The sequence below is a fragment of the Saccharolobus solfataricus genome (genome assembly GCF_900079115.1).
Taxonomy (GTDB): domain Archaea; phylum Thermoproteota; class Thermoprotei_A; order Sulfolobales; family Sulfolobaceae; genus Saccharolobus; species Saccharolobus solfataricus.
The window spans coordinates 2,211,839-2,237,698 of sequence record NZ_LT549890.1 but is presented as its reverse complement, the minus strand read 5'-3'; the positions used below and the strand labels follow the sequence as shown (position 1 = coordinate 2,237,698).

Here is a 25,860-nt window from a genome sequence, read left to right as displayed (position 1 = left end):
ACTATTGCAGGTGAATAAATAAGTTGCCTAAGAAAGATAGAGCGCAGGAAGCACCTAGTAGAGATGTGCCAAGACCCGAAGAGGGACAGACAATATGTGTAGTTAAGAAGATGTTAGGTGGGGATCACTTAATAGTATTATGTATGGATGGGAAGGAGAGATTAGCGAGAATACCTGGTAAAATAAGGAAGAAGATGTGGATGAGAGAAGGAGACGTAGTACTTGTAGGTATTTGGGATTTTCAACCTAATCGTTGTGATATATTGTATAAGTATGGAAACGATGAAATAAAAAGACTTGTAAACGAGAATATCATAAGTAGAGAAGTAATTGACCAGTTAAGAGGATAAATTTGACAGAATTACCGAAGAAAACTAAAGATGAAAAAAGACGCAAAGATGAAGATCTTTTTAAAGTAGTAGATTCTACAATAGATTATAGGACATATCTAAATTTGATTCAAATAGCTAGACGATTAAACATTAAGGAGTATTTAGGTGCAATATCGTCTGGGAAAGAAGCTAGGATATATCCTGCTAGGACTTTTGATGATACGTATTATGCAGTAAAGATATACTATACATCTACAGCTCAAAGTAAAAGAGCTATTAAGAAGTATACTATTGGTGATATAAGGTTCGAAGACATAAAAGTAACTAACACTAAACAACTTATTAATACTTGGGCAAAAAAGGAATTCAAAAATCTTAGTAGACTATATGAGGCTGGAACCAGAGTACCAAAACCTATTCTGGTTTTCGAGAACGTTCTCGTGATGGAATTTATTGGGGAAAATGGTATAAGAGCTCCCCTTTTGAAGGAGCTAAGTGACGAGGAGATTACACAAGGATTGTATGAGGACTTAATTCAACAAGTGGAAATTATGGTAAAAGGAGCTAAATTGATTCACGGAGACTTAAGTGAATATAACGTAATAGTTTATGATAATAAATGTTATATAATCGATGTAGGTCAAGCAGTTCCAATAGATTACGAAGATGCAATCACATTACTGAAAAGGGACCTAGATAACATAAATAGATTTTTTGAGAATAAAGGAATAAATATAAGGCCTACAGAAGAGTTATTGATAAAATACGGAGTTACTGGGGATTGATAATCTTGTTCATCACGGTAGAAGATGAAAAATTAGAAGTAGTTAAAAAAGTGATTGGGAAACTAGAACAATTTACTGATACTAAAATTATATATGATGAAAGAACAAAAACTTTTAATATACTACCTAAGGGACAGAATCAGTACGAAACTCTTAAGGCTGTCTCTGTAATAAGAGCAATAGGTTTAGGATTCGATGAGCAATCGGCCTTCAGATTGCTTAGCGATGAGTATACTTTAGATGTAATCGATTTGAAAGCTCTTATAGGAAGTAATCCAGATACGATAAGAAGAGTAAAGGGAAGAATAATAGGAGAAAATGGAAAAACTAAGAGAATAATACAAGAGTATACTGGAGTAGATATTTCCATTTACGGCCACTACATAGGAGTATTGGGACCTTACGATCAAGTTCAAATAGCTAAAAAGGCGATAGAGCTTCTGATTGATGGGAAAGAGCATTCCTCAGTTTACAAGTTCCTAGATAAGGCAGAAAAGGATCTGATAATATATAAAACTTCTAAATTAAGAAGAAAAGGGATTAGCGAGATCAAGGATAATGGATAAGTGATACCTATTACTAATAGTCCTTATCACATTAGAATACGAGTCTAAAACTTCTTTATTTTTTTCATTCTCTAAAAATACTTTCAGCTCTTCCAATTGTTTCAAATAGGCCAGTTTGAAAAATCTATATAATATTCTTTTTGGTTCACTAAGGATTTCTTCAGTTAAAAGAAGATTTGGCTTAGGTATCATAGATAAGGTTAAGTGTACCCCATCTAATAATGCTATCATCGCTACCTTATAGGCACTGTATTCCCTCGTAGGAGATTTCTTGCTAGCTTTTACTTCCACATAATACTTTACACCATCTTTTTCCGCTTCTATATCGTGAGTTGGCATATCAACTGATCTTATGTTTTCAAAATTCATTTCTTGTAATATTCGCCTAGCCCTATACTCCATGGCAAACCCAAATATAATACCCCTAGCCCTAGATAATGCGTAACTTATCTCATCTTCGTCAAAGCCATACTCTGACTTTAGTTCATGAATCAGATCCACATAGCAATATAAATATGCAATAATAAAAATCTAGCACTTTATTTTAACGCCTCCCAATTTCCTCTTACCTTCTACTCTAATCCTATCCACATCATATGCAGAAGCATGAGAAGCGTTTAAACCAAATTCGTTATATAAATCCTCTTCAAAATTATATTCAGTATATATACCAACTTCATTAAGATTCTTTTTAGCATCATCAATTGAAATAGAATCTTTAACAAGGCTGTAAAGGGGACTAGTCTCGGCTATCTTAATGGGGTCAAGAAAGAACATAACAGCAGATATTGGAGTAACTAGAACCTTTCTTGTACCGTTTCTAATGGTTATCTCTCCGTATAATCCTTTGAATGCATCAAAAGGAATCTTTGATGCCTCAGTAGTAACTTCATTCAAAATCCTCCCCACTAGATTCGCTGTTTCCCTATCATAACCTTTAATATCTAGCAAACCATTTAACGAAGCTATTTCACTGATCCGTTTAAGAAAGTAATCATATTGTAACTCTCCATCACTGCCACTTCCTATAACTCCTAGCATAACATTATAGCCATCTTCCTCTAACTTGACAAGCGATGCTAAAGAGATAAAGTCAATGAGTGGACTACCTAAAGTTTCCTCACAACCCTTGGCCAGTACATCACCTCCTGCATCTACTCCTACTATTAGGTCAATTTTTTCCTTATTTACAAACTCTTTTAATGATGAATAAAGACCTATTACCCCATCTTTATTACAAATTCCATAAGCCTCACCTAAATTTAATGCTCTAACAGCTCTTACTAATTGAGGTACTACTCGCCTATTGCCTCTAATCGCATAGGTATCCCTATTAACCTTGTATAGACCTTGATTTACTAAAACACCGTTTCTTATGTTATCAAAACATATGGGTCCTGGTATAGGATCCTCTACATATCTTTCCCAAACTACTGAACCAAGCAAAACGTCGTAACCTAACTTCCTTAAGTAATTATATGCAACTATTGCAGATACTACGTCACCTCCACCGCCAATCCCGAAAACAAATGCTTTCATATTTAAATCTTTTCCTACTTTATACTTTAAGTTATCCTAATAATACCACTATCACATCATACCATCCGGCGATTTAGTATTATCTGATCTCTCTCTCATATTTTCATCCGCAAAGCACAATAGGTAGGGAATAGATCTTGAGCACGGAAATTGATAGTAAAAATTCGTCAATCGACATGTTTACTACTTACGAGGAGGAGCTAAGAGTAGGTGAGGCATTAGCTCACATACTGGCTGCTGCATCCATAGTGCTTGAATTGGAAGGGGAGAGTGAGGAAGTGAGGAATACCATAATGAAATATATTGATCTGTGGATTTCTAAATTATCACCAATCGACTATTCTCCAGGGATGGCAGAAGTTATAGGCTCAAAGGTTAGAAGGAAGATAACGAGTGTCTTTAATGAAATAAGTGAAAATGAATTAGGGGATATATTAGATTTCATCATAGATGTTAAGAGAAAACTAGATATAGGAACATTAGAAACTGAAATATTAGAATTGGAAGTTAAAGTGGAAAGGATTCTAAGGGTATTGGGAATAGACATAAATGATGTGAAACAATTCTTTGACTTCACTAACTTGGAGAAAAGAGCCAACAGACTAATAGCATTAGCCACAGTTTCAATAGGCATTGCTTCAGTATGGGATGAAAAATGGACAGTGGAATTACAATAATTGCAGAAAAATTGATTGATCCTAGCGTTAAGAAAGCTTGTAAAATGATGGTCAAGGACGATGAGATAATTAAGTTGGTTGGAATTTCCTCAAAGAAATTGGCTTTGAACGTTATAGATAAAGTATCTTTTTGGCTAGTTTATGAGAATAATAATTTATTATATTGTAAATTATGTAATAGAGGACCCTTCACAAAAAAAGGACTTTATTTACATTTAAGCAGAGTACACAGAAGAGAGATAAGAGAAATGTTAGAGGAAGAATTAAGACATGAAATAAGAACAATAATCTAGTATAAAGTGCTCAATGCCCTATCTAGATCCTCTATCAAGTCATTTACATCTTCTATTCCAACGGAAAGTCTGAGGAGGCTATCAGTTATCCCAACTATCTTTCTTTCTTCTAAACTAAGTGTCCTATGTGACATAGTGGCCGGATGTGATATAACAGAATTAACCCCACCAAGCGTTTGTGCAGGGATTATCAACTTAAGTGATTTCATTACTTTTAACGCACTTTCTTGACCTCCATTTACTTCAAAACTTAAAACGCCTCCGAATCCTTTAAGAACCTTTCTCGCTATATCGTAATCCACATGAGACTTAAGACCAGGATAATATACTTTTACGACTTTAGGATGTCCTTCTAAAAATTCAGCGATTTGCTCCGCATTCCTATTGATAACATCCATCCTTATTTTAAGAGTCTTAATACCCCTCAAAGTTAGATATGCTGCATGAGGATCTAAAGAAGTTCCTAAAGTCCTTCTCATTTGATCTATAACATTTAAGTACTTACTGTAACCAGCAGCTAATCCCGCTATTACGTCATTATGTCCAGCCAAAAACTTCGACGCACTGTGCACTACTATGTCAGCTCCTAACTCCAATGGCTTTTGATTTATTGGGGTAGAAAAAGTCGCATCTACAATCAATATGCTTCCTTGCTCCTTTGCTACCTTGGATAATTCAGCGACATCTATAACCCTTAATAGTGGATTTGTGATATTCTCCACAAATATTACATCATACCTCTTAGACTTTGCTTTCTCTATAATATTATTGTTCCCAGGATATGATGCCTCTACATTAACACCCCAGTTTTTAAGGTAGTCTGTAAAGAAACGATAGGACCTCCCGAACATGTCACGATGAACCAAAACACTATTTCCAGGCTTTAGCAGTGCTAGGGCAGTAGTGGAGATAGCTCCCATCCCAGAAGAAAACGCAATACCCATCTCAGCGTTCTCAAGTTCTACTATTTTCTTAGCTAGCTCTAGAACAGTAGGATTTGATTCCCTAGAATATCTATATTTTTCTCCCTCGGGATAATGATAGGCAGAAGTCTGATATATAGGAGTAGTTATAGCACCAGTTAAGTCATCTATGTCTTCCCTTACTGCTCTAGTCGCGTCCTTCAATCCCTACACCTCCAGCAATCTTGGCTTTAATAACTTTACATTCAACATTGAATTCATTACAAGTTTTAGTTCCCTCTTCTACAATTTTATTTTCATCGGTCATCTTATCGGTCAAAACTAGGATTGAAGGACCTGCACCACTTACGCAAGCGCCTATTGCGTCATATTTTATCGCAACCTCTTTAATTTTAGGATAGTAAGGGAATAAGGGAAGTCTTGCCTTTTCTACAATTTTATCGTTTAAACCTAATCTTATCAACTCCCTCTCCCCTTTAATGAAACCAAGAAGTAATGACGATATATATCTCGAATTATTTATATAATCAGAAAGTGTAACTGTTTTAGGTACCATTTCCCTAGCTTTCTTAGTTTTCTCTTCAATATGCACATTTAATGGGGTGAAAAGCAAAATATCAAATGAGTAATTTATAGGTATTTCAACAACTTTAACCGGACTAACGGAAACTACAGACACAACTCCGCCAAAAACACTAGCGGCGACATTATCTGGATGAGGAGACCCAGAAGAGGCGATCTCTCCATACATTGCATATCTGACAAGATCCTCCTTAGACAAGTTTAGGTTAAATAGATTATTGAACGCCATGACAGCAGCAGCAGCCGATGCTCCACTACTCCCTAATCCTAAACCCTCTGGAATACCCTTTATTACTCTAACTTTAAGGCTAGCCTTTATCCCTATTTCCTCCATAATCTTAACTATTGGATAAGTAGCAGAGTTCTTATTTGGTTCTAGTGGGATTTTTGAATTACTTTCAACTATAATGTTATTTAAATTCTTATTCTCAACACATATTTCCACAGTGTCAAAAAACGCAGTATGTGCTATTGATAATATGTCGAAGCCCGAACCTAAATTAGCCGAACTGGAATACGCCCTAGCCCTTTTACACTCCACAACTTAAATAATAATAGTACTTATAAATTTCTTATTATCTTGTGGAGGCATATAACATCCGCTTATCCAATAGCGAAGAGAGATATAGCAATAATGGATAATATTAGATGAAAGGTTCATAGTTTATCGGATACTGTCGGTAACAGCTATCGATCATATAACCTAACTTTGATAGAGAGCTAGTTATATCTTTAATTTAATACTTTAGAGCATTACTCCAAATTAAGCCTATTATTATTTATACTTTTATCGTGCTTAGATACCTCTTGCCTCTTTCACTAATTCCTATCATGTATAGACATTCCTCGAATACCTTTTTACCAATAATATAGCCTTCTGGAGCATAAACCTTAGCCTTTCCTAATAACGAGTAAATTGTGGAAGGAGATCTTAACTTCACTACCGGGTTCTTTACGATTTTGGACATCCCAATCCAATCGTCATAACCTATTTCCTCTCCCTCACCATTAACTAAAATTTGCCTACAGAAAACCCTATCATAATTATCTACTGATGAAGAATACAACGAACTAATAACTGCAACATCTCCAAATTTGTATTCTATAGCTTTTTTTGCAGGCAAGGAACCCAGCAATACATTTTTCGTATCTGAATTTAGAATCCTCTTATCCTCTTCTCCTATAATAGATATCGAATCATCAAACTTCTTCACGTTAACCTCAACTTCCTTACCTTCTTCGATTTCTTCGTTTGGATTAAGCATTATATAACCCTCAGTTAAGGAAAAAGTACCTATCATATAACTCTCGAACTTTACTGGAAGTGCGTAATAGGAACTATCAACACTTTTAAACAAATAGACTGGAATTAGAGTATTTCTATATTTATCAGCCTTAGTCCCCAGTGCTAACTTAGCTTTAATTTTGCCTAATTCAACAATTTCTTTGCGGGAAGGATAGAGATTTCTCAGAATTTCTGAGATAACCGTATCAAAAACTACAACTGAAGATACTATATTCCCAGGCAATCCAATTACCGGCTTGTTATCTACTACTCCTAAAATGGTCGGCTTTCCAGGCTTTATCTTTATACCATGAACTATTATACTACCTAACTCTTTTATAGCTCTGTGGACGAAATCCTTTTCTCCAGCGCTAGTGCCACCGGTTAGTATCAAAACATCAGCAAGCGAAATAGCTCTCTTTATCTCATTTTTAATGCTCTCTATATCATCTCTAAGTAATGAAAGACCAACTATTTGATAATTTTGTTTAAGCTTAGAATATAGGTAATGTAGATTAGACTCATAAATTTTGCCTGGGGACAAGGAGTTACCAGGTTCAACAAGTTCATCTCCCGTTGCAATTAGATATACCTTTAACTTTTCATATACCTTTACCTTACTTATTCCTAATGACGCTAACAAGCCAATCTTCTCATGGGAAATCACTTCACCTTTTCTCAATATAATTGAATTTTTAGGAATATCACTTCCTATCCACCCAATATTTTGGCCAAAAGTCATTTTTTTGTCTACTTTTATGAGATTACCACTTATTATTTTGACATCTTCAACTTTTATTACGGCATCCGCACCCATTGGGATGATTGCTCCAGTATCTACTTCAACAGCTACGCACTCATTTATGTGAACTTCTTTAAATTCACCAATTTCTATTCTATCTATCACCTTCAGTTCTCCGGGAGTGCATGAGGACTTTAAGGCATAACCATCTACGTTAGACCTTGAAAATGGAGGATAGTCAATTGGCGAGTTCAGATCTTCTGCTGACACGTATCCAAAAGAGTCCTTTACTTCTACTTCTACAGTTTTAGGGATGAAATTTAGTGATGATAAATAGACTCTTATCGCTTCCTCTATTGAGTATAACAATTCATCCTTAACAAATACTCTCATATAAAAAAACAATATCTTATACGGATTAAAAAGTTATGAGTGACGCCTTTTCTAACTCGTCTAATACCATTACTACGGGGTCACGTACTTGTGATATATCTAAATTTGCCTCTTTACTTAATTCATTAACTATTTCATCCACACTTCTATTACCATCACACATAGCCCAAATATAATAAGCTATAGGAGCAAGCTCGTATACTTTGTCTTCAGCCACTTTTACTATGTAATTATCACTCTCTTCGCTCCTATCAATCAACTCGCCTATCTTCTTTGGTTTTTTATCTTTCACATCTTCAAAATTCACTCCTCTTCACCTTCTTCGTTTTCTTGTCTTCTACCACCTCTTCTTCCATACCTTCTTCCCCCACCGCGGAATCCTCTTCCTCCTCCACGCATTTGCTGAGGAGCTGTTGGTGTATTTTCTGGTATTTGAGATGATTCTGGAAATCCATCTTCTGAAGCTTCAGCTATCTTAGTTTTGCTTCCAGCATTTAACTGTACTTGACCCTTAAAAGCGGTGGTCCACGCGTTTTCTATCTTTACCACTTGACCTTCTTTTATACTACCTGCATGTTTTCCCCATAATGTTAACTTTACTCTTCCCGTTTCATCTCCAACAATAGCCTCACTGATTGTTCTAACACCGTTCTTTGTCTGTATTTGTCTTGCTTCGCTTGCTTCCAAAACTCTTACGGTTACATTTACGCTTTCCATATTTGGTTTTAGATTACCTACTTTTTCTTCCATTCGACTCGACTCACAGATTTGTTATTTCAAATATCATTTTATCCATTTATAAATCTATGTGTTAATGAAAGGATGTTAAAAAGTATTAAACATGAAGGGGAAAAGGAAAGAGAAGTAAGTTGATATATGATCCTAAGAATTTTAAATTGTGTACAAGATAAATCTTGAATTAAAGGAATGTGCAGAGTGACTATAGCCAATAGATATTTTTCATTATATTATACTATTTATTATATGTTAACAGTTGAATAAGGATTCTCAATATTACTTAAAATCAGGAAATAAAAGTATTAGAGCCACATAAGGAATGTCAAAGAAATTGGGTTAGATCTGGTTTTTCCACCTTAAAGGATAAGAGTTCTTCCCCTTCTTCGTATAAGACCGTTCTTAATTTTTGTTTATAAGCTAAAATTGAGAAGTTAAGAATGGGATAAAATTGAGTGAAAAGACATTACTTGAATTACCCAAGAAATTCATGGAAGCTTTAATGGCACCGTTTATAGGAAGGGAAGAAGAAGCAAAAGTGATTACATTAGCCTTACTTAGTAAAGAGCATGTAATACTAATAGGAGAACCTGGTACCGCGAAATCGGCTCTAGCGAGAAGAGCTGCAGAATTGTTAAACGCTAAATTCTTCATGTACCTATTAACGAAATACACTGAACCTGCAGAATTATTTGGAGCACTTGATATAAATGCCCTAAAAGATGGACAATATAAAAGAATTACAAAAGATAGACTACCAGAGAGCCAAATAGCATTTCTAGATGAGATATTCAATGCAAACTCTGCAATCCTTAACGCTTTATTATCATTGTTAAACGAGAGAGTAATTTATGATGGTTATAACGTGATAAAGGTACCTTTAAGGACACTAATATCAGCAAGCAATAGAGTACCAGATGAACCAGAGTTGGAGGCACTATACGATAGATTACTTTTAAGGCATTACGCTAGACCAGTAGGAGAGGAGCTATGGAAACAGCTGTTAGATGCGACATGGGAAATAGAATTTACCAATAGATGGGCTGTCAAGGAACCAATAATGAACATAGAGCATTTAGATAAGCTATATTCATACTTATCCCAAGTTGATTTGTCTGGAGTTAAGAACAAATTATTGAAACTATATGCAATGCTTGAGGAAAAGGGAATCCACTTATCAGATAGAAGAAAGGGTAAAGTTCTAAAAGTGGTTTCTGCGCATGCAATATTGAATAGTAGACTGAAGGCTACTGAGGAAGATCTAATAGTTTTAAAATATATAGCTCCAAGGGAAATAGATGACTTTGAAAAAGTAGCTGCATTATTATCTGAAGAGTTAAAGACACCAATTAAATATATGAAAGAATTGAATGAGATATATAATAACATTAAGGAAGCTGCGAAATATGTCGAAGCAGCGAATGAGTCTGATCCTAGACTAATTGAATTGATTAGAAGTCTAAGGGCAACTAGAGATAGAATAGTAGCTTTAGGCAAAGAAAGTGGAGATGAGAAAGTTGAAGAGTTTTCCAAAGAAGTTTTAAGTGAGATAGACAAATTAATAGAAAAAGTGGCTAGAAAATTAGGGATTTATCCATGAGTGAAGAGGAAGGTGTATTAAGAGGAATAGACTATAGAGATCCTCTAGTTAAATATAGAGGAGAAAGAATATCATATACTTTGAAAAAATTACTAGGAAGAGATGTACAATTAAATGAAACGTTTTTAGTTGACACCTATTACGTGCACTATTTACCATTGCCAATAACCAAAGGAAAAAGTGAAATAGAAAAGAACCAAGAGATAGCTTATTCATTAGTAAATTCCACTCTATCTTCTGACATAGTTCTAAAAAACAGGGAATACTCAATTGTGAACTCTGCTGTGAGCTTAGCTTTAACCGTGAGTTACGTCCAAAATCTTATTGAGGAGTTAGAAAGAATAAAGAAGACCTCCCAATCTATGGAGGAGAGGGAAGCGGCTGAAGAGATACTAAACGGTTTAATGAAAGGAAGCTCTTCAAAAGAAGGGAAAGAACAAAAGAATTCCAATCAACAATCTATGGAAAAGGTCCTCAGGCAAGCCCATGAGAAGGCAATGTCTAAGGCCATAGAGGATGCCAATTCAGTGAGAAACATGCAAAAGATCGTTGGAGGGAATGGAGCAGGCACTGGAAGCGTCCTAACGTTTGAAGGAGAGATTCATGAAGTGTTAAGACTCGCAAGGAATACTGAAATTAAGAAGATCTTGGAGTTTTTAAGTGGTATTCCAAAATTAGGTAGTATTACAAAGAGGAGGACAACTAGATTCTCGAAAGGTGAATTATACGGATATGAAGAGGGAAGTGATATTGAAAGGATAGTCTACTCCGAATTGGCCCTACCAGATATGCTCTTTTACTTGAAACTAGCAGAAGGCCAGTTGTTATTATATCAAAAACAGATTAAAGAAACATTAGGCCCCATATATCTATTACTTGATAAATCGGGAAGTATGGATGGAGAGAAAATATTATGGGCCAAAGCTGTAGCACTAGCATTATACAGTAGAGCAAAAAGAGAAAATAGAGATTTCTACCTCAGATTCTTCGACAATATTCCGTATCCATTAATTAAAGTTCAGAAGAATGCCAAGAGCAAAGACGTCATAAAAATGATAGAGTATATAGGGAAAATTAGAGGAGGAGGTGGTACAGATATAAGCAGATCAATAATATCTGCTTGCGAAGACATAAAGGAAGGTCATGTTAAAGGGGTAAGTGAAATAATATTATTAACAGATGGAGAAGATAAAATTGCAGAAACTACTGTGAGAAGATCATTAAAAGAGGCCAACTCTCAACTAATAAGTGTCATGATTAGGGGAGATAATGCTGATCTTAGAAGAGTATCCGATGAGTATTTAATAACCTATAAATTAGACCACGAAGACTTGTTGAAAGTAGTGGAAAGTTAAAAAGAAAAAGAGGAGGCCTCAACTTCACTCTCCCACGGGACACGCGGGTGTCTGCTGAGTATGGCCATATAAGTATATAATAAAAAATTATGAAGTTTTCTGTTGTTTTTGCTTCCTTATATCTTCTATGAAAGTCTTTAAGAACTCGAAATCTCTTTTTAACCCTTGGATATTAAACTCTTGAATCCACATCAGACCTCCAGCCGCATCAATAACATTTCCATTAAGTTTCAAATCCTTTATCCTTTCTTTCCAATTGAATACGTCCTTTGAGATCACTAAAACATAAATATCCCCTTCGTTCCTCACATGAACCTTACCCCAGAAATAATCCTCGAGACTATAATTGAGTTCCTTCGCAAATGGTTCCTTTCCTGGCCTTTCGGAAACATTAACCCATTCATCTGGCTTTCCCCCAATATCTTGAATAACTTTTTTGATTTCCTCACTCATTCATATCACTCCCTTACTTCGTAGTACCTCAATCGCAAGCTTTCCTATTCCTAGTTCCTCAGGACTGAAACCGAAGGATAAACCCAATAGCTGCGTCACATATATTGCAGGCATAGTCCAACCTATGTTAAATTCAGCCTTAACCTTTAACTGTAAGGAGTCCAACTGAAGGTGACATAGGCTGCATGGATGTATTACTAAATCAGCTCCAGACTGTTTAGCGCTATTAAGAACGTTAAATGCCAACTTCAAAGCGCCTTTAGGATTACTTCCAACTAGTGGAAATCCACAACATGAGGTCATGGCAGGAAAAGGAACCGGTGTAGCCCCAGTAACTGCAACTAGTTCAGATAAACTACTGGGATTATAAGCCTTCTCAAATCCCATTATTTGCTCTGGTCTTAACATTTGGCATCCGTAATAAGTGCCTACTTTAAGTGCAGTCAGAGGTTTCTTAACGTGTTTCTTAATATTTTCTAATCCTACATCTCTTAACAGAACCCAAACTATGTGTTCTGCATCGACTTTTCCCTCATATTTAACTGAAGTGCCCTCTAGTCTTTTATCAGTCTTCCTTTTTATATCTTTATCCTCTTTATATTTATATGTAGCTAATCTATGACTATGAAGGCACACGCTACATGGTGTTACCATTTTCGTAAGACCCATCTTTTCTACTTGCGATAAATTCCTTAAGTTAAGGGCTACATGACCAACTTCGTCATACTCATCATAAAATCCACCACCACAACAGTTCCAATCTGGTACTTCAACTAGCTCAACCCCAAGTACTTCTGCTACCTTTTTTGTGGCTATATCTACATCCTTAGATAGACCATGGGTTGCACATCCAGGATAATAAGCTATTTTCATTCCTATCACTCACCTATAATCTTTTTGATTTCGTTTATATTTTGTACAGGTCTCTCTTGAACTAATGCGTATTTAAGCTTCCCTGTCTTTGACATGTACACTAGATCGACAAGCGATTGCAGTACCCCATAGGTCTTTAAATATACTGGTGCCTCTGCGAGCTTCCCGGTTTTTAATATAGATTCATGAATGGCTTCAACATGCTTTTCACCTCTTTCCGCTATTTCCGATTTGTCTTTGTATGTTTTAGTGAAACTTCTCGTTTTCTTTATTGCAGTTACTGGCTCTATATCTCTGGGACACACATTAAAGCATTGATAACAATAAGTACAACGCCATGAACTATCAATTAGTATTTTCATTCTCTCTTCAGTTATCGTATCCCTTGGATCTGCTAAGAATCTATAACCCTTAGCATGAGCAGCTGGACCTAAAAATTGCTGATCTATTACAACCGCTGGACAAGCTGAGACACACAACCCGCACCATATGCACTGAGCAAATTTCCATAACTCTCTCTGATCCTCTGGTTTAAGTCTATGCTCAGCTTTACCCTCTAATACCTCCTTAGCTTGATATAGTCTGGGTTTTATCTTAAACATCCTTTCGTAAAACTCATCCCAGTCAACTATTAAGTCCTTAATTGGTTTGAAATAATCCATTGGCTCAATTGTTATTACATTATTATTGTATTTTTTGACTACATCCAAAACTAAGGTTTTACAAGCTAATCTAGGTTCACCATTGATTTTCATCCCACAACTTCCACATACTGCCATATGACATGATGCCCTATAGGATAACGTAGGATCTTGTTCACTTTTTATTCTCCTTAGTGCCTCTGTGAATTGCGTAAATCTATCAACCTTCAGCTTATATTCCGCCCACCAATATCCCTTTTCTGGGTTAAATCTTTTTACCTTTAATATAACTTCTTCCTCTTGAGACTGAGTCATTTTAATACACCCTAGGTTCTGGTTTCCATCTGGTTATCTTAACTGGTTTGAATGTAACCTCAACCGTATTACCCCTTAAATACGCAATTGTGTGTTTTAACCAATTATTATCATCCCTATCCGGATAATCCGTTCTATAATGCGCTCCTCTTGACTCTTTTCTTTCTAAAGCTGATTTAGCTATTACGAATGCTAAATCTAACATATTCCTCAATTCTAGGGCGTTAAAGAATTCTGTGTTATAGACTTTACTCTTATCTGTCACATACATATTGCTAATCATACCTCTTAATTTGTTTATCTCAGACATCGCATTAAGTAGTCCACCCTCATCTCTATATATTCCCACATAATCCCACATCGTGTCTCTTAGTTTTTCTAGTATTTGACCAAAATGCACGCCACTCTCACTTTTTACTAACTTATAAGCATCATCAACAACTTTCTCAGCTTCTTTCTCATAATTTGATGTGGGATTACTTGAATTAGACTTGAGAAATTGAACCACAGCCCTACCCGTAACTTGACCGAATACTAAAGTATCCAGAAGTGAATTAGAACCTAATCTATTAGCACCATGTACTGATACACAAGCTGCTTCACCTGCAGAGAATAGCCCCACAATATCAGGGTTCCTACCCTCTATATCCACGTCTATTCCTCCCATATAATAATGTTGAGCAGGTCTTACTGGAATAGGTTCAGTAAACGCATCAACACCTGCAAAGCTTTTTGCCGCTTCCACAGCTAAAGCTAATCTCTCTTTGATGTATTCTTCACCTAAATGAGTCAAATCCAGACCAACATACCCACCAGGGAATCCTCTTCCCTCTTTTATTTCAGTAATTATTGCTCTTGAAACTATATCCCTAGGTGCTAGATCTAGCTTTTTAGGAGCATATCTCGTCATAAATCTTTCTCCTTTTATATTTTTCAATATAGCTCCTTCACCTCTAGCAGCCTCACTAATTAAAACGTCTGATGGGTAGAGTGCTGTTGGATGAAATTGTACAAATTCTGGATCTTTTAATGCAGCTCCAGCTCTTAATGCTATGCCAAAGCCATCGCCAGTATTGATGTAGCTATTTGTTGTATGTCTATATAACATTCCCATTCCTCCAGTCGCTAATACGACAGCCTTAGTCTTAAAGAAGAATGGAGTTAATGTCTTCATTTGCATTGCCACTATACCAGCTACCTTCTTATCATCAGTAACTAAGTCTAAAGAGAACCACTCGTTGTAAAAATCTACATTTAAACCAGAAGTCCTTTCGAAAAGTGTATGTAACAGTGCCATTCCAGTTTTGTCTCCAACAAATCTAGTTCTCGGATAGGTCTGTCCTCCAAAATACCTGACTGCAACTCTGCCATCCGGTTGCCTATTGAATAGTGCACCCCATCTTTCTAGTAACATTACTATTTCTCCAGATTTGTTGGAAAGTAATTCCGCTGCATCTTGATCAACTAAATAATCTCCGCCTTTAACTGTATCGTATGTCATATAATCTGGGTTATCATTTGGATCTGAATTCCCAGGAATATAGGCTGCTATTCCACCTTCTGCTGCTGCAGAATGCGATCTCGTGGGAAATACCTTTGAAATAACAGCAACTTTAAAACCAGCAGAGGCTATCTCATGTGCACTCATTAATCCTGCTAGTCCTCCTCCAATTACAACAGCGTCGTATTCGATCTTTTCCATACATGTTTATATTTGCGTAATAGTTTTTAAGTATTCTTTCTACAATTTCACAAAAGGTCTAATAAAGTATTTACTACATATTTCGGCTTAACATTACTCCTATCAACATCATCTACGTTTGATATTCCAGTTAAGACTAATGCAGTGTCGGCACCTATATTGTACCCCATCTGGATATCAGTCTCTATTTGATCTCCTATAACTAGAATCTTATCTAACTTCTTAACATTAGAAATCCGCATGGCTATTTCTACTATCCAAGTATTAGGTTTCCCAGCTATGAAGTCCGGATCCCTTCTTAACGCGTAAATTATAGAACTAGCTAACGCACCGGCACCCAATTTTAATCCATCCTTAGCTGGCCAAAGCCTGTCCATATTTGTTACTATAAATTTCGATCCTTTGCTTATGCACCTCATGGCTAACGACAGTTTATCATAGGTACTTAACCTATCTAATCCCATTACGACCGCGTCTGGTAAAATTCTCTCTGATTCTGCGCTTGAGAATACTAAAAAACCGTGATTTTTCAATTCTTCAATAAGGCCCTCTTCGCCTACTGCGAATACTGATTTGACATTGAGTTTTTCTTTCATATAAATTGCTGCAGCTAAACCACTTGTAATTATCATATCTGGGGTAACTTTAAGGCCTAAGTATGATAACTGCCTAGATAATAAGATCCTACTAAAACCAGAGTTGTTTGTTACAAATATGATCTTAACTCCGTTATTTTGTATATTCCTTAGCGCTTGAATATTCTCCCATATTGGATCTCCTTCTCTTACTATTACCCCATCTACATCACTTATTATTAATTGATAGCCGTTAAGTACTGACATTTCGCATTAACACCTCAATCTTCTCTTTAATTTTTTGCTCTAATTCTTCTTGGTTACTTACAAAACCAAAAAGCCCAAATGCAGTATAGACTACGTTTTCACAATCTTCCCATTTTCCGACAATTTCCGGCATTATTTTGAAATAATAGTATCCTCGTCTCTCAAATAGGTATAGAAGAAACACTTTATCACCTTTTTGTATGATATATAAATCGCAATAGTCTAACGAATTTTTTATTACCTTGTCTGCACCTAGTTTTTCCTTATTAATTGACAAAACTATTTTATTTCACCCCATCAACTTATCATGGACATGGATACTGAAAATTTGACAAGGAAATACTATGGTTATCTTAAAACTCTGCCTAGTATAAAAATATTTGCAACAACTTTTTCAGTAGAATCATTGCTTATACTGTTAAGGAGTTTCCAACTCACTTTCGATTATCTATTTTCGTTTGTGCTCTATTCAATTCTCTTGATAATAATTTTTAAGAATAAAATAAAAATAGCCTTGTTTATGATGAATCTAACTGCGATACCTTATCTTCTACTTTCTCTGTTACCTATAACTCCATTTTACGCGTTTGGATTTTTCATGCCTTTAATGGCGTATATTCTCTTAGGTAGTTATAAAGAAATTCCTTCAATAGTGTTATCTGGAATTACATCATATGTTCCTATAATATTTTACTTTAAATATTCGATTATTTTTTTACTATATATACTTATTATAGGGTTAATATTTCATTTCTATATATATACTGTTAATCGAAAGGGCGTAAAAATACTTGGGCTAAAATCAACGCAAGTAGCTGTTCCCTTCATAACTGCTATAACAGAAAAGAATAAGGTCCCTTTGGAAAATTTTCTAAATCTTATCTCTGTAAAAACTACTCTGAACGTATTTATGTACAAATTGGACGATTTTTTGTTTATGATACCCCAAATACATTTCGGAGTTTTCGATAACGTTGGTAGTTCTAGATTTGTCTACGATATTGAAAAAGCCTTACGAAATAACATAGTAACAGTATTCCATGGACCAGGTAGTCACGAATTAGATTTACCCTCATCAGCAGAAGTAAATAAAGTAATAGAAGCTATCTCAAAAAGCACTATAGAACGTAATGATTGGAATAAAGCGACTTTTTATGGCATTTCAATCGAGAGACGCTCTACTTTTGATATTACATCATTAGAATTCGATAAGTTTAGAGTATCGTTTATGGAGAGACCAGAGTTTGGGATAGACGATTTACCATCTTCCCTGTGGAAATATATGTTGTCTTCAAACAATTACCTTATTGATTGCCATAACTCTTTCTTAGAAAGAGAATATGATAGTCATGAAATAAATAGTCTAAAGGACTTCATCGCGGATCAAAGAGGGATTAAAAGCACAAGGAGACTTATGGTAGGATATTCGGAGGGAAAGTTAGGTAAAGCATGTGATGGATTATGCGACAACCGTATACGTGTCTTCACATTTGATGATGGAGTAAAGAGAGTGTCCATCGTTTACATTTACGCTAATAACTCAACTAAAGAACTTAATTACGCTATATCTAATGCAGTAAGACAGATTGTGGACAAGGTAATTTTAGTCACGCCAGATGACCATTCTTGTACTGGAGTAAGTTTAGGGATCACATATTCTCCGGCTACTTTTTGTGAAGATCTTGTGAATATTGCATCTGAACTAATTAAAAGGTCTACAGAGAATATGAAGGAAATAAATAGAGTAGAATATAAAGTAGTTAAAATAAAAGGTGTAAAGATACTCGGAAAAATAATATCTATTATGCTTAAGGCACTGGAAGACGTAGGAAATTACACTTCAAAAACGTTCTGGATCCCCTTGATAACACCGTATGTTTTACTTATAGTTATACTACTTTTCCAAAGCTTTATTAAATTCTAAAATTATCGAGTCCACGCTATGTTTCCACTTCATTAAGTCTTTAGGTTCTGCTGGGAAGTGTTTGTAAACGTCCTTAACTTTCTTCATATACTCAGCAACAGTCTTTAGCTTAAAAAGTAGTGATGGTTTCCCTAGAGCCATTATAACTCTCATCGCTTTTTCTGCTGTGGAAAGTTGGAGATCACCATTTGCACTCGCCTCTAATAAGTCCTCCTCTCTTATGACTTTTCTATTCATTCCATAATTGATCTCATCGTCGCTTAACCTTTGTAAAAATCTCCTAAACAAGTCAAGGCTAGCTTGCTTAGCACCATATCTCTCTATATAACATTCGTTAGCATCCCATAGTCCTTTTGCCGAGAAATCATTAACCTCAAAGGCATTAAGTATAGCTTTACCAACACAGTAAGCTGAAATCATTGCAGAACCTTTGCCTCCTCCATGTACTGGATTCACTGTAAATGCTGAGTCACCTATTACTGCTACACCATCCCATACGATAGTCGCTAATGGTCTTCTCGTCGGTACTAACGCCCCGCCTTTAACTAAGAGTCTATTCTTATCTATATCCGGAGCATAATAGTCAACATATTTATTGTAAAACTCATGAATACTGGGATAACCCATACCTCCTTGTATACCTAGACCAACATTGACCTTGTTCGGTCCCTTAGGGAAGTACCACCAATATCCCCCTGGTGAGGCTTTCTGTGTTATGAATATCCTTAAATATGGGTATTCCTCAATTTCGTCTTTAGTATTTAGTACTTCTCTATAAGCGATATCTGCATCTTTGTCATCTAATGTTTCAGTCACCGGAAATTCAAACGGCAACTTATTTCTGAAACTAGTTGAATATCCAGTGGCGTCAACGGTAATTTTAGCCTTAGCCTCGATAGTTTCGTTAGTTCTTCTGTTAAATAAAACTGCACCTTCAACCTTATTGCCTATTACTATAGGTTTCATTGCTGTTGTTAGATCCAAAATTTCAACTCCCCTATCTCTAGCCTCCTTGGCTAATCTCTGTACGTAACTAGGAGAATCAATTTCAAAACCTTCTCCTTTTACAGTCCAAATAGTTTTCATATCGGGGCTGTATAGCCTTATACCCTCTACTTTTTCCTCTAACTCTTTACCTTGAGGATAAGGCATACCCAAGTTATCAAAATGTTCTTTACTTATAGCATCTCCACAAGGTTTATCCCCAAATCTATTCCAAGGTTTACTGTCTATTGCTAAGACCTTGAGATTAGATTGGGACAATTTCCAAGCAAGTGACGCGCCAGCTATTCCTAAACCAATAATCAAAACATCATATTCGGCTCTTTTCAATTTAGCACCACTATCTACTCCTCTCGTTAGAATAAAAAATTATTTACAATAATCCTTTATAATATTAGCCTTTATCGAATTAGGAATCTTAGGAAGTATTTTTTCGATCATATGTTTATTATTGTCATCGCAATATATTATCATCCCTTTCATATCCTTATGATTTTCCATAATCCTTCTCATCATTTGGTCAACCTCTTCCGGCTTCCATATATAGATGTACACACCCAAATCTATATTATCTAAAAGAGCTTCCCTAGCGTTTTGTACAAACTCTGGATATGAGATTGATGAAACGAAATTTATTACTAACTTCTTACTCCCGTTTAATCTACAATCCTTAAACATCGCCCTTACAAAATTCGGTATTTCCTCGCTGTTGGTTGAAGAGATCACAATAATGGGCTTATTTTCAAGTTGCATAAGCTATTAGTAAGACTCAAATTTAAATGGTTTATGAAAATACCATCTATTATTATCAATTATCTTAAGAGAATATAGGGACAATTATAATATGTGATTGTTGTAGTCAAGTATAGGATAATAGATAAAAACATAAGAGGAATAATCAACTCTCTAAGAAAAATACCGTTTATAAAGGAAATACTGTTTTATAGTGGAGAGAAGAATAGCATATTTGCAAACGGCTACATGATTTGGGAAGAAGGGTCTGATTTAAATCCTATAGAGGAAGTATATGATGTGAAAATTATAGAACTTTCCAGAAGATTGTATTTCCCAATATGTGGTTAAGTTCTAAGATTTCTAATATAAAAATTGGAGTCTGTTATAACTACGTAACCCCTTGCCTCAGGTGGGAATTCTCTAGTTATACCACCGCTATATAATACCCTTGCTAGTTTATCTATTTCTAATCTCTTATATTGACCTATTACTAACCAATCCCATGGGCCTGCTCCAATACTTTTCCTTAACTGATCTATTTCTCCTTGATGCCCATGAATAATGTGATATTTGACAGAAGCTGCTTCTGCAATATACATAGTTGTACCAATTATCTCCTCCCTATATCTGGGTTCTGCAGTTATGCATTTTATCGCATGCGGATCCATATCTCCTTGAACGTAAATTATCTGAGCCCAAGGTGCTATACTTCTGATAACATAAAGTACATCAATAACTCTGGGGCACTCATAATCCCAATAACATTGGGTAGTATCGCCATTCAATACAATAACCTCAGGCTCTTCCTTCTTTATTATACTTGATAAAGTACTTTCAACATGAGGCTCGGGGAATCTAATGTTGCTCATTACTAAGATTTTCATTTAGATGTCACCCTCGAAGACATATACTTTCTTGACTCCATCAGAGGAGATAACACCTCTAGCCATGCCTTTTGTATTATAGTAAGCTGAGGCGTTTCCATACTTATCTAATCCAATCATTCCTATATTATCTTTTCCGAAAGTCTTAGTCACCTTATTTACTACCGCCCTTAGTGCATCATCAATAGTGAAACCCAATGAGACCAAAATATCAACTTCTTTAGCGGGTAATATCCTTAAAATTATCTCACCAATTCCAGTACTAGAAACTGCCACATTAGACGTAGCGTAATAGCCAGCACCCGGAATAGGGGAATCACCAACTCTACCTGGTAATTTTCCTTTTATACCTCCAGTGCTAGTTCCTGCAACTAGATTACCATGCTGATCTAATGCTACTGCACCTACAGTATCTCCAGAAACCTTACTTTCGTAAATTGCACTATTATTAGAATTCGAACTATTATAATTAGAACCTATCATCAATACATGCCTATTTTGGAATAGGATTTCCAATGCCTTTTTTATCGCACTGCCCTCTCTTAACCCCATTATACCTCCCACTTGAAGTGTATTACCTACCATTATTCCAGCATCCATTTCGATATAGCCGGCTGAGTTTCTCACACTACCCTTTCCAGCATCGAAAACCCCAGACTCCTCCATATAATATATTGCCTCTACTACAGCTTCTATTGCAGAACCTTTCCTAAATTCATAGTACCCTCTTTCTAACGCTTCGCTTATTGTCAATTTTGCCTTATCTTGATCAGCTATTTGCCAACTTCCTGCCCCGCCGTGTACTACGAGTACTGGTAAATTATATCTCACACTCTTCTATTGGGAATAGATATTTTTATTTTCTAATTAATAGTCTTTAAGAATAGGATGAAAGCCAGTTACACGTTACCCCTTTCCATATTGATGATTATTTTACCAGTAATTCCAGGGTTAATAGATTCATTTATAGGATTTTTAGTAGGAGCTATAATAGACTTCGTTATTGCAGTGTATATTTTAATTTCTGAAAAACCTTGGTCCAACGATATAAAAACCGCAATTAGCACCCTCTACTTTACAACACTATCAACATTCGCAGATGTAGCGGGTATTTTCTTCGCAATGGCATATCAAGATGAGTATAAATTTGCAATAGTTACGTTAGCCTTATCTATTCCGTTCATATATAACTTATTTCTGGTCCTAAAATCGATATTACCTAATTTAATAAAGGCAGATATACTAGATATAGGAAACGGTTTCTTTGCATTTATATTAGTTTTAATTGTCGGAGCAATAATAGGCAGAGTATTCATAACAAACTTTTACGCACTCTTGCCCTTATATACTGGATTTTTAATATTGGCTATTATAGCTTTATTTTACTTCAGAAAAAAGTGAATAACATATGACGAGAATAGCAATAGTAGGAGCTGGTCCTGCAGGATTATCTTTAGCTTACTTTTTAAAAGGAAGTAGGAAAGTTGAGGCAACTGTTTACGAGAGCATGCCGGAGCCTGGACTTAAGCCTTGTGCATGGGGCTTAATAACTGGGATAGAAAATATAATACCAATACCCAATGAAACTATAATTAGTGAGATAAGGGGTTTTAGAATATATCTTGATAATAAACTTGTATTTGATATAAGGACAGATAATAAGTTAGGATACATAATTGATAAGCCTCTTTTCTTGAAAAGACTTTCACAAGAAGTAAATGTTGAATTTAATTCTAAAGTCGTAAAAAAAGATGATAAGTACTACATAAACGATAAATCACTAGATCACGATAAAGTGATATTTGCAACAGGCCATTATAGTGTAAGTAAGTCTATGTCAATACCAGCTATTCAATACATTACTGACTACGAAATAGATAAAGAAGTTGTGGAATTCTATTTTTACTCTGGCTTTTTGGGTTACGCTTGGGTATTTCCAGATAGGGAGGGATCTAAAATCGGAATTGGAGGATATGCTGAGGTACCGGAGCTAAAGGAAAGATTGAAACAAATCCTCAAGGGTAGAATTAGAACGTTTCATGGGGCTAGGGTTACTGATTACGGGGTAATAGAAGACAGATTAGACGGTAATTATACTGGTGAGGCTTTGGGTACAGTATATGCAATAACTGGGGAGGGAATAAGACCATCAATTATTTCTTCAAAAATTTTAGCCGATTCTATATTAAATAGAAAAGATTTCAAAAAAGAATTTAAAAAGAGTAAGTTATATTGGTCATTAAACTGGCACGCTAAAATTATAAAAATGACAAAAGAGAACGATCCAGGCACGGCAAGACTTTCGAAGGCTCTTCTTAACAATGATCCTCAACTAATTTTAAAATTTGCTATAGGCGAATTTAATAGAGTTGATTTAATAAAGATCTTTGGGAGGTCTCTTATTTGAATTCCTCATTTTACTATCTTGACGATATTGATAAAAAGATACTTAATATACTACAACAAGATTCACGAATACCTTTCTCAAGGCTAGCCAAGATGCTTAATTTAAGCGAGGCTACAATATATGTCAGAATAAAGAGATTAAAAGAAAATGGTGTGATTAAGGGTTTTTATACTGAAATAGATTTCGATAAGATAGGGCTCAGTGTTGTAGCTTTCATATTAATAAAAGCTGATCCTAAGAAATACGATAATATACTAAAACAATTAGTGGAAATGAAAGAAATCTACGAAATTTATGATGTAACTGGAGAATATTATGCGGTACTGAAAGTGAGAGTACCGACTAGAGAAGATTTAGCAAAAGTTTTAGATAAGATAGGAAATATGGATGGAGTCACCTCGACGTATACAATGCTTGTACTTAGATCAATAAAGGACAAGAAAGAGCTCGATCTTTAAATCAGGAGCGAGAGCTCTTCATCACATTTCAGACGGTTTTCTATTCCTCATCTCCTAATCTTTTCTATTAAATGCGTGACAATATATTTAGCTGGATTAATATTTGTAGCTGCCTCAAATCCGTCCCACAAAGGTGCTGCATTAACTTCAATTATCTTATAACCACCGTTCTCCACATCTTCTATAATATCTATCCCAGCATAATCCAAACCGAGGACTCTAACACTCTTTAAGCTTATTTCTTCTAATTCTGCATCTGGAATTAAAACTTGTGCTGTAGCGCCTTGGGCTATATTAGTTTTCCATCCACTCTTCGATATTCTATATATGCTTCCTAGAACTTTATCCCCAATTACAATCACTCTAATATCTCTATCTGGTTTCTTTACATATTTTTGAACGTAAACTGGCTGATTTACCGATAAAATAGCCTTAGCTACTCTAAACGCTATATCTGGATCTGAAACCTTAACGGATCCTAAACCTAGACTTCCCACTACAGGTTTTATCACAACTTCGCCCCATCTTTCTGCTAATCTCATAACTTCGAAGGGATCTTCTACTAGTGCAGTGTTTGGAACTGGAATACCTGCCCTTCTCATTCTCATTAAACTTGCAAACTTATCCCTGGCTAGCAACATCGAATCTGGCCTATTCATTAGTACTACTCCATTTCTTTCTAGCTCCCTTAATACATCGAACCTCTTTATGAACTGCTCAGTAGTAGAGATGAAGCCCAAGTTCCTTATTAGTCCTCCATCTATATCAACCTTCCTTCCACTATATGTAAATTCTATGCCATGCTCGGTTATTTCTGCATTTAGTTTGGAAATTCTTATATAATACGCACTATGATTTCTACTTTTTACCTCAAGTAAAAGTTGCTTAGAAGCCTTAGTAACCTTCTCAGATTCATGGATTACTGCAAGTCTAATAATAATTCACCAAAAAGACCTTGAATTTAAATTTCTTAAATCTTATCTATGTTAGCCTCCTTTAGAAGCCCGTTAGCTAAGAACTCTGGGAGTGACCTTATCTCACTAAGATATTTAGATTGGAAGGGAATATTACTTATTAACTCATCATATTTTTGCTTATATTCTAAATATACTGACCTAACATATTCTTCTAACTTTCCTTCTCGATAATATTTAAACAATTGCTTTGCACTACCATCTATCTCCTCTACTTTCTTAGTTTTATAGTCAACAAAATCGTCTATTACTTGATAGATTATCCCTAAATACTTGCCTACATCCAGCATCTGTTGTTTCGTATTATAGTGTTTAGAAGCGTAGGCTGATAGTACCGTAGAGAGCTTAAATAAACTACCGGTTTTTAATTCAATTGTTCGTATATAATCACTATTATCATACATATCCCTTAGAGCACCCACTGAGGTGTCTTTCCATAACTCAATACTAGTATTTAAAGCATCGTCACCATAAGAAGTCTGAATTATCCTTAGAGCTGTAGGAATAAGATAATTCGTTATAAAAATTACTTTTCTATTTCCATATACAACCCATGCAGCCTTATCACCTCTCCTAGTCGCGTCGAGATCAACTATATCATCCAAAGCTAAGGAAGCAGAATGGAGAATTTCAATAGCTAAAGCCCCTCCATAAGAATCTTTAATGTCTCCTCCTAAAGCGACAGTGAAGAACATGTTTAAAGTTCCCCTAAATCGTTTACCATCTTTAAGAATATAACTACTTATATCAACTAGATCCCAATCCCTATTTGAGTTTAGAAACTGCTCTATTAAACGGTCAATAGTAGCTTTAGCCTCTAACCAGAACTCTATAATACTCAAA

31 protein-coding genes are annotated in these 25,860 nt (G+C 35.5%); 12 read left to right on the top strand and 19 right to left on the bottom strand.

The annotated features are described in order from the left end of the window. The first annotated feature begins 23 nt into the window (after positions 1-23). From SSOP1_RS11950 to SSOP1_RS11940, 3 genes are read left to right on the top strand one after another with little or no spacing between them, the layout of a single operon-like run. Positions 24-350, top strand: a complete 327-nt coding sequence (locus SSOP1_RS11950) for a translation initiation factor aIF-1A (RefSeq protein WP_009989464.1) — start codon at positions 24-26, stop codon at positions 348-350. A 2-nt stretch (positions 351-352) separates the two neighbouring features. After that, positions 353-1,117 (top strand): serine protein kinase RIO, encoded by a 765-nt coding sequence (locus SSOP1_RS11945; protein WP_009989466.1) that lies wholly within the window; start codon positions 353-355, stop codon positions 1,115-1,117. 5 nt (positions 1,118-1,122) lie between these two features. Next, positions 1,123-1,683: a KH domain-containing protein gene (locus SSOP1_RS11940; RefSeq protein WP_409333409.1), complete on the top strand. Its 561-nt coding sequence runs from the start codon at positions 1,123-1,125 to the stop codon at positions 1,681-1,683. Here SSOP1_RS11940 and SSOP1_RS11935 read toward each other — a convergent pair. Together SSOP1_RS11935 and SSOP1_RS11930 are read right to left on the bottom strand one after the other, a co-directional pair. Then, positions 1,642-2,184 carry a hypothetical protein gene (locus SSOP1_RS11935; RefSeq protein WP_009989469.1) on the bottom strand — a complete coding sequence of 181 codons (543 nt, stop codon included), beginning with the start codon at positions 2,182-2,184 and terminating at the stop codon, positions 1,642-1,644. The two genes, SSOP1_RS11940 and SSOP1_RS11935, sit on opposite strands and share 42 nt — an antisense overlap. Before the next feature lie 30 nt (positions 2,185-2,214). Beyond that, entirely contained in the window at positions 2,215-3,222 is a 1,008-nt protein-coding gene (locus SSOP1_RS11930; RefSeq protein WP_009989470.1) for a DUF1152 domain-containing protein, read from the bottom strand. Positions 3,223-3,359: 137 nt separating this feature from the next. Here SSOP1_RS11930 and SSOP1_RS11925 point away from each other — a divergent pair, with 137 nt between their 5' ends. Together SSOP1_RS11925 and SSOP1_RS11920 are read left to right on the top strand one after the other, a co-directional pair. Next, a complete protein-coding gene (locus SSOP1_RS11925) occupies positions 3,360-3,899 on the top strand; it encodes a hypothetical protein (RefSeq protein WP_009989472.1) in 540 nt (179 codons plus the stop codon). After that, positions 3,878-4,192 (top strand): hypothetical protein, encoded by a 315-nt coding sequence (locus SSOP1_RS11920; RefSeq protein ID WP_009989474.1) that lies wholly within the window; start codon positions 3,878-3,880, stop codon positions 4,190-4,192. The genes SSOP1_RS11925 and SSOP1_RS11920 overlap by 22 nt, the downstream gene beginning before the upstream one ends. Here the strand turns inward: SSOP1_RS11920 and SSOP1_RS11915 are convergent. The 5 genes from SSOP1_RS11915 to ssb form a co-directional block, all read right to left on the bottom strand. Continuing rightward, positions 4,189-5,319 carry an aminotransferase class I/II-fold pyridoxal phosphate-dependent enzyme gene (locus SSOP1_RS11915; protein ID WP_009989477.1) on the bottom strand — a complete coding sequence of 377 codons (1,131 nt, stop codon included), beginning with the start codon at positions 5,317-5,319 and terminating at the stop codon, positions 4,189-4,191. The genes SSOP1_RS11920 and SSOP1_RS11915 overlap by 4 nt on opposite strands. Continuing rightward, complete coding sequence (locus SSOP1_RS11910) at positions 5,303-6,238, bottom strand: homoserine kinase (RefSeq protein WP_009989478.1); 936 nt, start codon at positions 6,236-6,238, stop codon at positions 5,303-5,305. The genes SSOP1_RS11915 and SSOP1_RS11910 overlap by 17 nt, the downstream gene beginning before the upstream one ends. A 238-nt stretch (positions 6,239-6,476) precedes the next feature. Next, on the bottom strand, positions 6,477-8,117 hold the full coding sequence (locus tag SSOP1_RS11905; protein WP_009989479.1) for a molybdopterin molybdotransferase MoeA: 1,641 nt from the start codon (positions 8,115-8,117) through the stop codon (positions 6,477-6,479). A 25-nt stretch (positions 8,118-8,142) separates the two neighbouring features. Then, positions 8,143-8,424 carry a PqqD family protein gene (locus tag SSOP1_RS11900; RefSeq protein WP_009989482.1) on the bottom strand — a complete coding sequence of 94 codons (282 nt, stop codon included), beginning with the start codon at positions 8,422-8,424 and terminating at the stop codon, positions 8,143-8,145. After that, a complete protein-coding gene (gene ssb, locus SSOP1_RS11895; protein ID WP_009989484.1) occupies positions 8,421-8,867 on the bottom strand; it encodes a single-stranded DNA binding protein in 447 nt (148 codons plus the stop codon). The genes SSOP1_RS11900 and ssb overlap by 4 nt, the downstream gene beginning before the upstream one ends. A 436-nt stretch (positions 8,868-9,303) precedes the next feature. Here ssb and SSOP1_RS11890 point away from each other — a divergent pair, with 436 nt between their 5' ends. After that, complete coding sequence (locus SSOP1_RS11890; RefSeq protein ID WP_009989486.1) at positions 9,304-10,452, top strand: AAA family ATPase; 1,149 nt, start codon at positions 9,304-9,306, stop codon at positions 10,450-10,452. Then, a complete protein-coding gene (locus SSOP1_RS11885; protein WP_009989488.1) occupies positions 10,449-11,807 on the top strand; it encodes a vWA domain-containing protein in 1,359 nt (452 codons plus the stop codon). The genes SSOP1_RS11890 and SSOP1_RS11885 overlap by 4 nt, the downstream gene beginning before the upstream one ends. Positions 11,808-11,894: 87 nt before the next feature. Here the strand turns inward: SSOP1_RS11885 and SSOP1_RS11880 are convergent, their stop codons facing one another. The 6 genes from SSOP1_RS11880 to SSOP1_RS11855 are packed head-to-tail and all read right to left on the bottom strand — an operon-like array spanning position 11,895 to position 16,910. Then, a complete protein-coding gene (locus tag SSOP1_RS11880; RefSeq protein ID WP_009989490.1) occupies positions 11,895-12,260 on the bottom strand; it encodes a hypothetical protein in 366 nt (121 codons plus the stop codon). Then, on the bottom strand, positions 12,261-13,133 hold the full coding sequence (locus SSOP1_RS11875; RefSeq protein ID WP_009989491.1) for a CoB--CoM heterodisulfide reductase iron-sulfur subunit B family protein: 873 nt from the start codon (positions 13,131-13,133) through the stop codon (positions 12,261-12,263). It lies immediately after the preceding gene. Positions 13,134-13,138: 5 nt separating this feature from the next. Beyond that, entirely contained in the window at positions 13,139-14,089 is a 951-nt protein-coding gene (locus SSOP1_RS11870; protein WP_009989494.1) for a succinate dehydrogenase/fumarate reductase iron-sulfur subunit, read from the bottom strand. A 1-nt stretch (position 14,090) separates the two neighbouring features. Next, positions 14,091-15,791 carry a succinate dehydrogenase flavoprotein subunit gene (locus SSOP1_RS11865; RefSeq protein WP_009989496.1) on the bottom strand — a complete coding sequence of 567 codons (1,701 nt, stop codon included), beginning with the start codon at positions 15,789-15,791 and terminating at the stop codon, positions 14,091-14,093. A gap of 47 nt (positions 15,792-15,838) precedes the next feature. Beyond that, the gene (locus SSOP1_RS11860; protein ID WP_009989497.1) at positions 15,839-16,633 is read right to left on the bottom strand and encodes an HAD-IIA family hydrolase; all 795 of its coding nucleotides are present in this window, start codon (positions 16,631-16,633) and stop codon (positions 15,839-15,841) included. Beyond that, the gene (locus SSOP1_RS11855) at positions 16,620-16,910 is read right to left on the bottom strand and encodes a hypothetical protein (RefSeq protein ID WP_009989498.1); all 291 of its coding nucleotides are present in this window, start codon (positions 16,908-16,910) and stop codon (positions 16,620-16,622) included. Before SSOP1_RS11855 ends, SSOP1_RS11860 begins: the two co-directional genes overlap by 14 nt. Positions 16,911-16,940: 30 nt before the next feature. On the opposite strand from SSOP1_RS11855, the gene SSOP1_RS11850 reads away from it, so the two are divergent. Continuing rightward, positions 16,941-18,557, top strand: a complete 1,617-nt coding sequence (locus tag SSOP1_RS11850) for a DUF2070 family protein (RefSeq protein WP_009989499.1) — start codon at positions 16,941-16,943, stop codon at positions 18,555-18,557. Here SSOP1_RS11850 and SSOP1_RS11845 read toward each other — a convergent pair. Both SSOP1_RS11845 and SSOP1_RS11840 read right to left on the bottom strand, forming a co-directional pair. Beyond that, positions 18,528-19,889: a digeranylgeranylglycerophospholipid reductase gene (locus SSOP1_RS11845; protein WP_009989500.1), complete on the bottom strand. Its 1,362-nt coding sequence runs from the start codon at positions 19,887-19,889 to the stop codon at positions 18,528-18,530. The genes SSOP1_RS11850 and SSOP1_RS11845 overlap by 30 nt on opposite strands. A gap of 39 nt (positions 19,890-19,928) precedes the next feature. After that, on the bottom strand, positions 19,929-20,312 hold the full coding sequence (locus SSOP1_RS11840; RefSeq protein WP_009989501.1) for a DUF5751 family protein: 384 nt from the start codon (positions 20,310-20,312) through the stop codon (positions 19,929-19,931). Positions 20,313-20,405: 93 nt separating this feature from the next. Between SSOP1_RS11840 and SSOP1_RS11835 the strand changes: the two genes are divergently transcribed. Then, positions 20,406-20,642, top strand: coding sequence for a hypothetical protein (locus SSOP1_RS11835; RefSeq protein ID WP_009989503.1), 237 nt, complete (start codon positions 20,406-20,408; stop codon positions 20,640-20,642). Here the strand turns inward: SSOP1_RS11835 and SSOP1_RS11830 are convergent. Continuing rightward, complete coding sequence (locus tag SSOP1_RS11830; RefSeq protein WP_009989504.1) at positions 20,639-21,178, bottom strand: metallophosphoesterase family protein; 540 nt, start codon at positions 21,176-21,178, stop codon at positions 20,639-20,641. The genes SSOP1_RS11835 and SSOP1_RS11830 overlap by 4 nt on opposite strands. Further along, on the bottom strand, positions 21,179-22,009 hold the full coding sequence (locus SSOP1_RS11825) for an isoaspartyl peptidase/L-asparaginase (protein ID WP_009989505.1): 831 nt from the start codon (positions 22,007-22,009) through the stop codon (positions 21,179-21,181). 57 nt (positions 22,010-22,066) lie between these two features. Here SSOP1_RS11825 and SSOP1_RS11820 point away from each other — a divergent pair, with 57 nt between their 5' ends. The 3 genes from SSOP1_RS11820 to SSOP1_RS11810 are packed head-to-tail and all read left to right on the top strand — an operon-like array spanning position 22,067 to position 24,043. Further along, positions 22,067-22,579 carry a hypothetical protein gene (locus SSOP1_RS11820; RefSeq protein WP_009989507.1) on the top strand — a complete coding sequence of 171 codons (513 nt, stop codon included), beginning with the start codon at positions 22,067-22,069 and terminating at the stop codon, positions 22,577-22,579. A gap of 7 nt (positions 22,580-22,586) precedes the next feature. Then, positions 22,587-23,585, top strand: coding sequence for an NAD(P)/FAD-dependent oxidoreductase (locus SSOP1_RS11815; RefSeq protein ID WP_009989508.1), 999 nt, complete (start codon positions 22,587-22,589; stop codon positions 23,583-23,585). Further along, on the top strand, positions 23,582-24,043 hold the full coding sequence (locus tag SSOP1_RS11810) for an Lrp/AsnC family transcriptional regulator (RefSeq protein ID WP_009989511.1): 462 nt from the start codon (positions 23,582-23,584) through the stop codon (positions 24,041-24,043). The genes SSOP1_RS11815 and SSOP1_RS11810 overlap by 4 nt, the downstream gene beginning before the upstream one ends. Before the next feature lie 47 nt (positions 24,044-24,090). Here SSOP1_RS11810 and SSOP1_RS11805 read toward each other — a convergent pair whose 3' ends face one another. Next, positions 24,091-24,963, bottom strand: coding sequence for an ATP-grasp domain-containing protein (locus tag SSOP1_RS11805; protein WP_080514938.1), 873 nt, complete (start codon positions 24,961-24,963; stop codon positions 24,091-24,093). 50 nt (positions 24,964-25,013) lie between these two features. Beyond that, complete coding sequence (gene gdS-2 / locus SSOP1_RS11800) at positions 25,014-25,859, bottom strand: hexaprenyl pyrophosphate synthase (protein ID WP_009989514.1); 846 nt, start codon at positions 25,857-25,859, stop codon at positions 25,014-25,016. Position 25,860: the final 1 nt, after the last annotated feature.

Coding starts and splice junctions, on each gene's coding strand:
- SSOP1_RS11930 (WP_009989470.1), bottom strand. CDS start 3,222: ATGAAAGCATTTGTTTTCGGGATTGGCGGTGGAGGTGACGTAGTATCT.
- SSOP1_RS11920 (WP_009989474.1), top strand. CDS start 3,878: ATGGACAGTGGAATTACAATAATTGCAGAAAAATTGATTGATCCTAGC.
- SSOP1_RS11905 (WP_009989479.1), bottom strand. CDS start 8,117: ATGAGAGTATTTGTTAAGGATGAATTGTTATACTCAATAGAGGAAGCG.
- ssb (WP_009989484.1), bottom strand. CDS start 8,867: ATGGAAGAAAAAGTAGGTAATCTAAAACCAAATATGGAAAGCGTAAAT.
- SSOP1_RS11885 (WP_009989488.1), top strand. CDS start 10,449: ATGAGTGAAGAGGAAGGTGTATTAAGAGGAATAGACTATAGAGATCCT.
- SSOP1_RS11880 (WP_009989490.1), bottom strand. CDS start 12,260: ATGAGTGAGGAAATCAAAAAAGTTATTCAAGATATTGGGGGAAAGCCA.
- SSOP1_RS11875 (WP_009989491.1), bottom strand. CDS start 13,133: ATGAAAATAGCTTATTATCCTGGATGTGCAACCCATGGTCTATCTAAG.
- SSOP1_RS11870 (WP_009989494.1), bottom strand. CDS start 14,089: ATGACTCAGTCTCAAGAGGAAGAAGTTATATTAAAGGTAAAAAGATTT.
- SSOP1_RS11865 (WP_009989496.1), bottom strand. CDS start 15,791: ATGGAAAAGATCGAATACGACGCTGTTGTAATTGGAGGAGGACTAGCA.
- SSOP1_RS11860 (WP_009989497.1), bottom strand. CDS start 16,633: ATGTCAGTACTTAACGGCTATCAATTAATAATAAGTGATGTAGATGGG.
- SSOP1_RS11850 (WP_009989499.1), top strand. CDS start 16,941: ATGGACATGGATACTGAAAATTTGACAAGGAAATACTATGGTTATCTT.
- SSOP1_RS11840 (WP_009989501.1), bottom strand. CDS start 20,312: ATGCAACTTGAAAATAAGCCCATTATTGTGATCTCTTCAACCAACAGC.
- SSOP1_RS11830 (WP_009989504.1), bottom strand. CDS start 21,178: ATGAAAATCTTAGTAATGAGCAACATTAGATTCCCCGAGCCTCATGTT.
- SSOP1_RS11820 (WP_009989507.1), top strand. CDS start 22,067: ATGAAAGCCAGTTACACGTTACCCCTTTCCATATTGATGATTATTTTA.
- SSOP1_RS11815 (WP_009989508.1), top strand. CDS start 22,587: ATGACGAGAATAGCAATAGTAGGAGCTGGTCCTGCAGGATTATCTTTA.